The organism is Marinobacter sp. (assembly GCF_040904845.1).
Lineage (GTDB): Bacteria > Pseudomonadota > Gammaproteobacteria > Pseudomonadales > Oleiphilaceae > Marinobacter.
In genome coordinates this window covers 24,479-34,790 of sequence record NZ_JBBDSR010000056.1, presented here as the reverse complement: position 1 = coordinate 34,790, position 10,312 = coordinate 24,479, and the positions used below count along the sequence as shown (strand labels likewise).

The following is a 10,312-nucleotide window of genomic DNA, read 5'->3' as shown; positions in this document are numbered from 1 at the left end:
CCCCATGAAAATGGCACCGGCGTGGCGGATGTCGTCCACCAGGGTTTCCGGGTTTTCTATCGACAGCTCCAGGTGTTCCGGCGCGATTCGGTTCGAGACCCGCGCCGCTTCGCTGAGGTCGGCGACCTGGATCAGTGCGGCCCGATCGGTCATCGAGGTGCGAATGATATCGGCACGCTCCATAGTCGGCAGCAGCTTGTTAATGCTGGCCTCAACCGCATCCAGAAACGCCGCGTCCGGGCTGACCAGAATCGACTGGGCCTGCTCGTCATGCTCGGCCTGGGAAAACAGATCCATCGCGATCCAGTCCGGATCGGTTTTGCCATCGCAGATAACCAGGATTTCCGATGGCCCGGCGATCATGTCGATGCCGACGGTACCGAACACCTCGCGCTTGGCGGTCGCCACGAATATGTTACCCGGACCGACGATTTTATCGACAGCAGGAACCGTTTCGGTGCCATAGGCCAACGCAGCCACCGCCTGAGCGCCACCCAGGGTAAACACCCGATCCACACCAGCGATAGCCGCAGACGCCAGGACCATGTCATTCACCACACCGTCTGGCGTCGGGACGACCATGATCACCTCACCCACACCCGCCACTTTCGCAGGAATGGCGTTCATCAACACAGACGACGGATAAGCCGCCTTGCCGCCAGGCACATAAAGCCCGGCACGATCCAGAGGCGTGACTTTCTGACCCAGCACAGTGCCGTCATCGTCCTCGTACTGCCAGGACTTCTGATTCTGCCGTTCGTGGTAATCCCGGATACGTGCCGCCGCTTTCTCCAACGCCTCCCGCTGATCCTGAGGAATAGCATCCAACGCCCGCTGCAACCGGCCTTGACTCATTTCCAGCTCGGAAACACTGCCCACCTTCAGGCGATCAAACTTCTCGGTAAATTCGAGAACCGCCTGATCCCCACGGGTCTTCACCTCGCGCAAAATATGACGCACCGACTCATTCACCTGATGATCCACGCTGTCGTCCCAGGCCAGCAGTTTGGCCAGTTCGCTGTCAAAATCGCTCTGGGAAGCATTTAATCTGGTGATGCTGATGTCGGTCATTTCACTTTTCCTGTTATCGGAGAATCACTCCGCTGTTAAACAATAACTGGATACACCAAAGCACTCAAAGGCAATACAGGCGCTGGGGAGTCAGCCAGACGGAGGGGGCGGGCAAGGCTGTCCCCTCCAGCCCGCCAAACCCAGATTCGGGGCAGTTCTGGCTGAGCGACTCTTACTCCGATGCGCCTCTGCGTTTCTCTACAGCAATGGACATCTTTTCGATTATGGGGTTAATCCGCTCATGTTTCATCTTCATGGACGCGCGATTCACCACCAGCCGGCTGCTGATGTATTCGATCAGATCCCGTGGTTCCAGACCGTTGGCCTTGAGGGTATTTCCTGTATCGACAATATCGACAATCTCATCCGCCAGATCCAGAATCGGTGCCAACTCCATGGCACCATAGAGCTTAATAATGTCCGCCTGACGACCCTGTGCAGAATAGTAACGGCGCGCCAAGTTCACGAACTTGGTCGCCACCCGAATACGACCCGCCGGGGCCGGCTTATCCTTCGGGCCCGCCGTCATCAACCGGCAGCGGGAAATGTTCAGATCCAGCGGCTCGTAAAGGCCCTCACCACCGTGCTCCATCAGCACATCTTTGCCCGTTACCCCGAGATCGGCCCCGCCGTACTGAACATAGGTTGGCACATCGGTGGCCCGGATAATCAGCACCCGCACATGGGGGTCGGTGGTCGGAAACACCAGTTTGCGGGATTTTTTGATATCGTCGACCAGCTCGATACCCGCCTCAGCAAGCAAAGGCAGGGTTTCATCGAGAATTCGCCCCTTGGACAGCGCGATGGTGATGGAGTCAGTCATTGGTCCTTCCGGTTACTGGACAGATTTAAGGGTCGGGCTGCTTCGGTCACGCGGGCAGACGGCGAATGGTCGCGCCCAACAGCTGCAGCTTCTCTTCAATACACTCATAGCCACGATCAATGTGATAGATGCGATCCACAATGGTGTCGCCGTCCGCCATCAGGCCAGCGATAACCAGGCTGGCGGAAGCCCGCAGGTCCGTGGCCATCACCGGCGCACCGGTCAGGTGCTCGACACCCTTGATGATGGCCGCGTTGCCCTCGAGGGTGATGTCCGCGCCCATGCGAATCAGCTCCTGCAAGTGCATGAAGCGGTTTTCAAACACGGTTTCCACGATGGTACCGGTTCCCTCAGCCACGGCGTTCATGGCCGCGAACTGCGCCTGCATGTCCGTCGGGAAAGCGGGATACGGGGCGGTACGCAGGTTCACCGCTTTCGGGCGATTGCCTTTCATGTCCAACTCGATCCAGTCCGGACCGGTGGTGATGTGCGCACCCGCCTCTTCCAGCTTCAGCAGCACCGCTTCCAGCAGGTCTTCGCGGGTGTCTTTCAGCTTCACCCGGCCGCCTGTCGCAGCCGCAGCCACCAGGTAGGTGCCCGTTTCCACGCGATCTGGCAACACGTTGTAGTGGCAGCCGTGCAAGCGCTCTACGCCGTTGATTTCAATGGTCGCCGTACCGTGGCCCTTGATGTCCGCACCCATGGCGATCAGACACTCCGCCAGGTCCACCACTTCCGGTTCCCGGGCGGCGTTTTCCAGAATGGTTTTACCATCGGCCAGCGCTGCGGCCATCATCAGGTTTTCAGTGCCGGTCACGGTCACTGTGTCCAGGAAAATGTGCGCGCCTCTCAGCCGGCCATTGGACTTCGCCTTGATGTAGCCGTTCTCAACCTTCACTTCTGCGCCCATCATTTCCAGGCCGTGAATGTGCAGGTTTACCGGGCGGCTGCCGATGGCACAGCCGCCGGGCAAAGACACTTCGGCTTCCCCGAAATGCGCCACCAGCGGGCCCAGCACGAGAATCGACGCACGCATGGTCTTGACCAGCTCGTACGGTGCATGGAAGTGCTTGATGGTGTTGGCGTGCACTTCCACACTCATTTTCTCGTCAATCATCAGCTCCACACCCATGCGCCCCAACAGCTCAATCATGGTGGTGACGTCATTCAGGTGCGGCAGGTTACCGACGGTGACCGGCTCGTCTGCGAGCAGGGTGGCCGCCAGAATGGGCAGCGCGGCGTTTTTGGCACCGGAAATCCGGATTTCGCCATTCAGCGGCTGACGGCCTCTGATCAGAAGTTTATCCACAATAGTCTTCCTGTTATTAGCGGGCAGTCATCAGCCCTGGCGCGCGGCCCACTCAGCGGGGGTAAAGGCTTTCGGGTGCAATGCGTGAATGGTGCCGTCCATGATCTGCTGGAACAGCGCCTTGTTGATCAATTGCTGCCGCTTGATGGTCGGCAGGCCTTCAAAGACCTCCCCAACCGCAACAACCATGTAATGGGTGCCATCGATCTGAACCTGCACATCACAGTCCGGCAGGGCCTGCTTCACCAGTTCGGTAACTTCGGCGGCTTCCATAGAAAATCCTCGGGGGTTTATAAATCAGGGGCGAGATTGTAACCAATTCCGCGGCTCGGGTCAGCCGGAGGTTTTATCGTTGAACCCGGGCAGCTGAGTATCCAGGTTACTGAGGGAAGCCAACGCGACAAGACCGTCACTGACACCGGAAAACACCAGAGGCCGACCCAAGCTGGTCGCACATCGCTGCCAGCACAGCAACAAGGACAACACGGCGCTGTGGGCCGTGCCCAGCGCAGACACATCCACCACCAGATCACCCGGTGCGGACGCAATCAACCATTCGCCCTCTTTTCGCACCCCGACGACATTCAGCGGGCTGATTGCACCGCTCAACGCCAGGGTACTGCCCGTGAGCTCAACATGGGCGGACGCACCGGTCACGACTTGTCGACTTCGTCTTCAAGATTCAGGGATTTGACGGCACTGCCCCACCCATCAATAACGGCCTGCACTTCACCCTGATTCTGCTCCATTTCCTGGGAAAAACGGTCACGGAACGCCAGGCCGATGTTGATGCCTTCGACGATCACGTTCTCCATCATCCAGTGATCTTCATCCGCTTTGTACATGGAGTAGGTGACGGGATAGCGATTTCCACCGGAGGTCTCGACCTCCATGTCAACCACGGCACGGTTGCTGTTGTTGGCGTTGATTTCGGCACCCTTGACTTCAATGGTGAAGTCGTCCGCACTCACCAATGCCTGGGCGTAGCTGTCAAACAGGCTGCGCTTGAATTTCTCGACGAACGCATCGCGTTGCTCAGGAGAGGACTGACGCGCGTAACGCCCCATCACCCGTGCAGCGATACGGCGAAAATCAACGAATTCTCTGAGCTCTTCATCCATGCTGGCATAAAAGGCTTCAGGGTCACGCTCGTAAAGCCCTCTTTCCTCGTTCAGTTTATCGACCAGCCGCTGGGTGTTTTCATCAACGTAGCTGACCAGATCCTGCTCCTGATCCGCATGAGCGGGAAGCGCCAGCGCTGCCACCAGCAAGCCAATAAAAACCATACTGCGCTTAATCATCAACATGCTTTTCTCCTGTCACGTTTCAATTCCTTGCTCTGGCGCTATTTTCCCGACGCGAAGTTGGTAATCAAACGCTCCAGATTCATCGCTGACTGGGTTGAGTAAAAATTGTCACCCGCTTTGAGTGAGTCCATATCTCCGCCAATGGAAATATCAATGTACTGTTCTCCCAGCAGGCCGGATGTACGTATTACTGCGGAACTGTCTGCCGGGATGTTGTCTACACCCGCGTCAATGGCCAGTTCCACCCTGGCCTGGAAGGTCTCTTTGTCCAGGGTCACGCTGCGCACGGAGCCGACCGTAACGCCCGCCATGGCGACTTTTCCCCGAGGCGATATGCCACCCACGTCGTTAAAATTGGCGTAGAGCGTATACGTTTCCGCGCTGCTTTTGGGTGACAATCCACTCACCTGAAGCGCGAGAAACATCAACGCCGCCAGGCCACCAATGATAAACAGGCCCGTAACGATCTCCGTGGTTCTCTGCTTCATAACCCGCTCCTGATTAACGTTGTCGTCGCGTGCAACGGCTCAAAAATCGCCGAACATGACGGCGGTGAGCAGGAAATCCAGCCCCAGTACCGCCAACGATGAATATACTACGGTTTTTGTGGTGGCCGAACTTATGCCAGCGGAGGTCGGCACGCAGTCATAGCCCTGGAACACGGCGATCCAGCTACAGACGAAGCCAAACACCACGGTTTTAATCACGCCGTTGAGCACATCCTCAGTAAAACTGACGGACGACTGCATGTTGCTCCAGTACGACCCCTCGAAAACACCAAGCCACTCCACGCCCACCAGCATGCCACCCCAGATGCCCACCACCGAAAATATGACAGCAAGGATCGGTACCGCGATAAACCCGGCCCATAACCGCGGTGCAATGACCCGGCGCAAGGGATCGACACCCATCATTTCCATGCTTGAAAGCTGCTCAGTGGCTTTCATCAGACCAATTTCAGCGGTCAGCGCCGACCCAGCACGCCCGGCGAACAACAGCGCCGTTACCACCGGGCCGAGCTCCCTCACCAGGGTCAGCGCAACCATCTGGCCGATGGCGGACTCGGAGCCGTAATCGCTGAGAATGGTGAAGCCCTGGAGTCCCAGCACCATGCCAATAAACAGGCCAGACACCACAATAATGGCTAGCGAGAGCACACCCACCGAATACAGCTGGCGAACCAGTAACGGCAAGCCTACCGAGGGCCTGGGCACTCCAGCCAGCGCCCCAGCCAGAAAACGCCCGGCCCGACCCACTGTCCCGATGATATCCAGCCCGAGCCGGCCCAGTGCCGCAATTTGATCGATCATGCCGAGCCTCCGCCCAGACCCCAGTCGGCCATTGCATCTGAGGCCGGGTAATGAAACGGCACAGGGCCGTCTGGCTGCCCCTGAAGGAACTGTTGGACCCGTTCGGAGGGGTTCTGGCGGAGCTCATCGGGCGTGCCCTCGCCGATCACCTGGCCGTCGGCGATGATGCAGGCGAAGTGACAAATACTCAGTGACTCCGGCACGTCGTGCGACACCAGGACGCTGGTCAGCCCCATGGACCGGTTCAGATCACGAATCAGCTTGACCACAACGCCCATCGCAATCGGGTCCTGGCCGGCAAAAGGTTCGTCGTACATGATCAGGTCCGGATCAAGGGCGATGCTCCTGGCAAGCGCGACGCGCCGGGTCATGCCACCAGAAAGTTCCGCAGGCATGAGTTGCCGGGCACCTCGCAGACCAACGGCTTCCAATTTCATCAGTACGATGTCGCGAATCATGTCTTCCGGCAAAGCGGTGTGGACCCGCAAAGGGAACGCGACGTTTTCAAACACGCTCAGGTCGGTGAACAGTGCGCCACTCTGGAACAGCATGCCCATCTTTTCCCGGAGGGCATACAGCGCCTTGCGATTGAGCTGGGGAACCTGGGCACCGGCCACCTCAATCGTGCCGGAATCCGGCTTGAGCTGACCGCCGATAAGGCGCAACAGAGTGGTTTTTCCGGTGCCACTGGGGCCCATGATCGCTGAGATGCTGCCACGGGGAATATCGAGGCTGATACCATCAAAAATACGTCTGCCGGAGCGTGAGAAAACCACGTCCCGTATGCGGATGTAGGCACCTGAATCCATAATTGATCCCTTTCGAACAGGGGCTAACAGTATGCGAAGCGGCGGGGAAGCTCAATCCGAAGACGGTAAAATGTCCTGATGGCAATGGTCAGTTTGTCTGAACAACGGCCCCGGGGTGATGGGAAGTGATATACTCTCGCCAATTCAGACAGTGTCCCATGACGACAAGGTGCAAGCCGGAAACAGCATGAGCAACAGCAGCCAGACCTCAGCCGACATCGAGCAAACTTACCGGGATTCGGCCCTGCGGGCCATCGACATCGAGAGAGACGCCATCGCCGCGCTGTCCGATCGCATTAACGAGCATTTCGTACGCGCCTGCGAGGTCATCATGGCCTGCAAGGGGCGCGTGGTGGTCACGGGCATGGGGAAGTCCGGGCACATTGGCAGTAAAATCGCCGCGACCCTGGCCAGCACGGGCACGCCCTCTTTTTTCGTTCACCCCGGCGAAGCCAGTCACGGTGATCTTGGCATGATTACCGGCCAGGATGTCGTACTGGCCATATCCAACAGTGGCAACACCAGTGAAGTGGTCACGCTGCTCCCGCTGTTACGCCGGATGGGCGCGCCGTTGATCAGCATGACGGGCAACACCACGTCCACGCTGGCGACAGAGTCCGTTGCAAACCTGGATGTCAGCGTTGCACTTGAAGCCTGCCCGCTGGGCCTGGCACCCACCTCCAGTACGACCGCAACGCTGGTCATGGGTGACGCGCTGGCGGTGGCGCTGCTGGAGGCACGTGGCTTCAGCGCCGAAGATTTCGCACTGTCTCATCCCGGTGGAAGTCTGGGGCGGCGCCTGCTGCTGCGGGTCTCCGATATTATGCACACCGGCGACCAGATTCCACGGGTTACCGGTGACACGCTCCTCAGCGGCGCGCTGCTGGAAATTTCCCGTAAAGGCCTGGGCATGACCACGGTGGTTGATGACACCGGTGAGCTGACCGGTGTCTTTACCGACGGCGACCTGCGCCGCACGCTGGACAAGCCCATCGATGTGCACACCACCGCCATTAACGAGGTCATGACCCGCAACGGCAAAACCATCCAGGCCGATCATCTCGCAGTGGATGCGCTCAACATGATGGAAGAGCTGAAAATCAACGCGCTGCCAGTCACCAACAGTGACGGCCAACTCGTTGGTGCGATCAACATGCACGACCTGCTTCGCGCTGGCGTGATCTGAGGACCCGGCATGACTGATTCCCTACGCCCACAATGGCCCGCCAGCCTGCTCAGGAAAGCCGCCGGCATCCGCCTTCTCGCGCTCGATGTCGATGGCATCATGACCGACGGCAAGCTGCTCTTCAGTGCCAGCGGCGACGAACTCAAAGGCTTTAATATTCTTGATGGCCTGGGGCTGAAGCAGGTGATGGCTGCCGGCATTACCGTTGCGGTGATCACCGGGCGCACGTCCCCATTGACCCGGAAACGCATGAGCGACCTGGGCATTCCGCACCTGATGCAGGGCCGGGAAGACAAGAAAATCGCGCTACAGGAATTGGTCGACAAACTGGGAATCGACCCGGCAGGCATCGCGTACATGGGCGATGACCTGCCCGACCTCCCGGCCATCCGCTTCGCCGGCCTGGGCATTACCGTTCCCAATGGTTACTGGCTGGTGAGAGAGCAGGCCGATGTGTGCACATCCGTACCCGGCGGCAGCGGCGCAGTCCGGGAAGCCTGCGACCTGCTGCTGACCGCTACCGGCCAGCTCGAAGGCACCCTCACGCCCTATTTACAGCCCGATTGAGGGAGCCTGACCCAATGAACGGTAACCTGGTTTCTGTAATAACACTCGCCAATCAACCGCTGCTGCGGGCCTTCGCCCTTGCCTGCACGGTTGTGGTTCTGATCATGCTGATGTGGCAGAGTGATGAGAACAAAGAGCCGGTGGCGGCGGCAGCGCTTCGGGGTCAGTCCGAGCCCGATGGCTTCGTGGTCAATGGCCGCTACCTGTCCTACGACGAGACAGGGGCGCTGACCGTGCGCTTTGAAAGCCCGCGCATTGAACAGTTTGAATCGGACAACCTGGCCACCATGGAGTCGCCCCGCGCTCAGCTCTTCAGCGAAGGCGAGCCGGAACCCTGGCGCCTGAGCGCCGATAACGGAACCCTGACAGACAACAACGACCTGCTTGAGCTGGAAGGGAATGTGGAAGTCATCCGTAGCATCGAAGGCAACCGCCAGGGCACGCTCACCACTTCCAGGCTAACGCTGGACAACAGCAGCCGGACGGTATTTACAGACGCGCCGGTAAAACTGACCGATTCGTTCAGCGTCACCCGGGCTATTGGCATGAAGGCCTGGATGGATGACCGCATACTTGAACTCGATTCACAAGTGGAAGGACGCTATGAGCCTGGCCAACAAGCCAATCCGTAAGATAACCGTTGCACTGGCAGCCCTGTGGTTTGCAGGCTCTGCGGCAGCCTTCAACCTGGACTCCGACATTCCGATTACGGTGAACGCAGATAACGCACGCCTCGATGATGGCCAGGGTATTGCCACCTATACCGGTGACGTGATCATGACTCAGGGAGAAACCGAGCTCACGGCAGACCGGGTGGTTCTCTACCGTGATGAAAACGGTCTCCAGCGTATTGAAGCGACTGGTCAGCCCGCCCATTATCAGCAGCCCGCCCGCGAAGGCGAAGGTAAGACCGATGCCCGCGCGCTCAACATTACCTACTCCGCACCCGAAAGCCGCCTCACCTTTGAAAAAGAAGCGGTGATCGAACAGGGTGATAACCTGTTCCGCGGCGATATCATTCATTATGATAGCGTCGAGCGCGTGGTTACCGCCGAAGGTTCAGCGAAAGACAGCGGCGGCAGCGGCCGTGTTGAAATCGTCATCCAGCCACGCAGTGGCCAGAACAGACAGGATTCGAATGGCAGTTCTCAGGGCCAGTAATCTGGCAAAAAGCTACAAGCAGAAAAAAGTGGTGATTGACGTCTCCCTGGAAATCCGCAGTGGCGAGATTGTCGGGCTACTGGGTCCCAACGGGGCCGGTAAAACCACGTGCTTCTACATGATCGTAGGACTGGTGCCGGCTGACAACGGTCGCGTCACCATCGACAGCCAGGACATCACCCCTCTGCCCATGCATGGCCGCGCCCGCAAAGGCATTGGCTACCTGCCCCAGGAAGCGTCAGTCTTTCGCAAACTGACCGTGCGGGACAACATCATGGCGATTCTGGAAACCCGCAAAGACCTCAGCAAGGCGGACCGCGAATCAAAGGTGGAGGAACTCTTAGAGGAGTTCCACATCACCCACATTCGCGACAGCGTGGGTATGGCCCTGTCTGGTGGTGAGCGACGGCGCGTGGAAATTGCCCGCGCACTGGCCATGGAGCCGGCGTTCATTCTGCTGGACGAGCCCTTCGCAGGGGTGGACCCGATTTCCGTCAGCGACATCAAACAGATCATTCGACACCTTCGTGACAAGGGCATTGGCGTGCTGATCACTGATCATAACGTGCGCGAAACTCTCGACATCTGCGAGAACGCCTACATCGTTTCTGGCGGCCACATCATTGCGTCCGGAGACTCCAGCGAAATCCTCGCCAACCAGCAGGTTAAAGAGGTTTATCTTGGCAACGAGTTCCGGCTGTGAGGGTGGCCCAATCCCGGCAAGGCCTTGAGTCCAGGCGGGTTCAATTGTCATGATGCTGACAAGTAA

The 10,312-nt window shown here is 58.6% G+C and carries 14 protein-coding genes; 5 read left to right on the top strand and 9 right to left on the bottom strand.

Annotation, left to right across the window (positions count from 1 at the left end; all coding sequences use genetic code 11):
- From hisD to WD429_RS07045, 9 genes are all read right to left on the bottom strand, one after another.
- On the bottom strand, positions 1 to 1,071 hold a 1,071-nt coding region (gene hisD / locus WD429_RS07085), incomplete at its 3' end, for a histidinol dehydrogenase (protein WP_368421474.1).
- A gap of 172 nt (positions 1,072 to 1,243) precedes the next feature.
- Entirely contained in the window at positions 1,244 to 1,894 is a 651-nt protein-coding gene (gene hisG / locus WD429_RS07080; protein WP_368421473.1) for an ATP phosphoribosyltransferase, read from the bottom strand.
- A gap of 46 nt (positions 1,895 to 1,940) precedes the next feature.
- Entirely contained in the window at positions 1,941 to 3,203 is a 1,263-nt protein-coding gene (gene murA / locus WD429_RS07075) for a UDP-N-acetylglucosamine 1-carboxyvinyltransferase (protein ID WP_368421472.1), read from the bottom strand.
- A 30-nt stretch (positions 3,204 to 3,233) separates the two neighbouring features.
- Positions 3,234 to 3,476: a BolA family protein gene (locus tag WD429_RS07070; RefSeq protein WP_368421471.1), complete on the bottom strand. Its 243-nt coding sequence runs from the start codon at positions 3,474 to 3,476 to the stop codon at positions 3,234 to 3,236.
- Positions 3,477 to 3,536: 60 nt separating this feature from the next.
- A complete protein-coding gene (locus WD429_RS07065; RefSeq protein ID WP_368421470.1) occupies positions 3,537 to 3,860 on the bottom strand; it encodes a lipid asymmetry maintenance protein MlaB in 324 nt (107 codons plus the stop codon).
- Positions 3,857 to 4,489, bottom strand: coding sequence for a phospholipid-binding protein MlaC (locus tag WD429_RS07060; RefSeq protein WP_368421475.1), 633 nt, complete (start codon positions 4,487 to 4,489; stop codon positions 3,857 to 3,859). Before WD429_RS07060 ends, WD429_RS07065 begins: the two co-directional genes overlap by 4 nt.
- 59 nt (positions 4,490 to 4,548) lie before the next feature.
- Positions 4,549 to 4,998, bottom strand: coding sequence for an outer membrane lipid asymmetry maintenance protein MlaD (mlaD, locus tag WD429_RS07055; protein ID WP_368421469.1), 450 nt, complete (start codon positions 4,996 to 4,998; stop codon positions 4,549 to 4,551).
- Positions 4,999 to 5,037: 39 nt separating this feature from the next.
- Positions 5,038 to 5,820 (bottom strand): lipid asymmetry maintenance ABC transporter permease subunit MlaE, encoded by a 783-nt coding sequence (gene mlaE, locus WD429_RS07050; RefSeq protein WP_368421468.1) that lies wholly within the window; start codon positions 5,818 to 5,820, stop codon positions 5,038 to 5,040.
- Positions 5,817 to 6,629, bottom strand: a complete 813-nt coding sequence (locus WD429_RS07045; RefSeq protein WP_368421467.1) for an ATP-binding cassette domain-containing protein — start codon at positions 6,627 to 6,629, stop codon at positions 5,817 to 5,819. Before WD429_RS07045 ends, mlaE begins: the two co-directional genes overlap by 4 nt.
- A 187-nt stretch (positions 6,630 to 6,816) precedes the next feature.
- On the opposite strand from WD429_RS07045, the gene WD429_RS07040 reads away from it, so the two are divergent.
- From WD429_RS07040 to lptB, 5 genes are read left to right on the top strand one after another with little or no spacing between them, the layout of a single operon-like run.
- Positions 6,817 to 7,815, top strand: a complete 999-nt coding sequence (locus tag WD429_RS07040; RefSeq protein WP_368421466.1) for a KpsF/GutQ family sugar-phosphate isomerase — start codon at positions 6,817 to 6,819, stop codon at positions 7,813 to 7,815.
- Between the two features lie 9 nt (positions 7,816 to 7,824).
- The gene (locus WD429_RS07035; protein WP_368421465.1) at positions 7,825 to 8,382 is read left to right on the top strand and encodes a KdsC family phosphatase; all 558 of its coding nucleotides are present in this window, start codon (positions 7,825 to 7,827) and stop codon (positions 8,380 to 8,382) included.
- Positions 8,383 to 8,396: 14 nt separating this feature from the next.
- Complete coding sequence (lptC, locus tag WD429_RS07030; RefSeq protein WP_368421464.1) at positions 8,397 to 9,014, top strand: LPS export ABC transporter periplasmic protein LptC; 618 nt, start codon at positions 8,397 to 8,399, stop codon at positions 9,012 to 9,014.
- Positions 8,986 to 9,543: a lipopolysaccharide transport periplasmic protein LptA gene (gene lptA / locus WD429_RS07025; RefSeq protein ID WP_368421463.1), complete on the top strand. Its 558-nt coding sequence runs from the start codon at positions 8,986 to 8,988 to the stop codon at positions 9,541 to 9,543. Before lptC ends, lptA begins: the two co-directional genes overlap by 29 nt.
- On the top strand, positions 9,521 to 10,246 hold the full coding sequence (lptB, locus tag WD429_RS07020) for an LPS export ABC transporter ATP-binding protein (RefSeq protein WP_368421462.1): 726 nt from the start codon (positions 9,521 to 9,523) through the stop codon (positions 10,244 to 10,246). The genes lptA and lptB overlap by 23 nt, the downstream gene beginning before the upstream one ends.
- Positions 10,247 to 10,312: the final 66 nt, after the last annotated feature.

Coding starts and splice junctions, on each gene's coding strand:
- lptA (WP_368421463.1), top strand. CDS start 8,986: ATGAGCCTGGCCAACAAGCCAATCCGTAAGATAACCGTTGCACTGGCA.
- mlaD (WP_368421469.1), bottom strand. CDS start 4,998: ATGAAGCAGAGAACCACGGAGATCGTTACGGGCCTGTTTATCATTGGT.
- WD429_RS07045 (WP_368421467.1), bottom strand. CDS start 6,629: ATGGATTCAGGTGCCTACATCCGCATACGGGACGTGGTTTTCTCACGC.
- hisG (WP_368421473.1), bottom strand. CDS start 1,894: ATGACTGACTCCATCACCATCGCGCTGTCCAAGGGGCGAATTCTCGAT.
- WD429_RS07035 (WP_368421465.1), top strand. CDS start 7,825: ATGACTGATTCCCTACGCCCACAATGGCCCGCCAGCCTGCTCAGGAAA.
- WD429_RS07060 (WP_368421475.1), bottom strand. CDS start 4,489: ATGGTTTTTATTGGCTTGCTGGTGGCAGCGCTGGCGCTTCCCGCTCAT.
- WD429_RS07070 (WP_368421471.1), bottom strand. CDS start 3,476: ATGGAAGCCGCCGAAGTTACCGAACTGGTGAAGCAGGCCCTGCCGGAC.
- mlaE (WP_368421468.1), bottom strand. CDS start 5,820: ATGATCGATCAAATTGCGGCACTGGGCCGGCTCGGGCTGGATATCATC.
- WD429_RS07040 (WP_368421466.1), top strand. CDS start 6,817: ATGAGCAACAGCAGCCAGACCTCAGCCGACATCGAGCAAACTTACCGG.
- lptC (WP_368421464.1), top strand. CDS start 8,397: ATGAACGGTAACCTGGTTTCTGTAATAACACTCGCCAATCAACCGCTG.
- lptB (WP_368421462.1), top strand. CDS start 9,521: ATGGCAGTTCTCAGGGCCAGTAATCTGGCAAAAAGCTACAAGCAGAAA.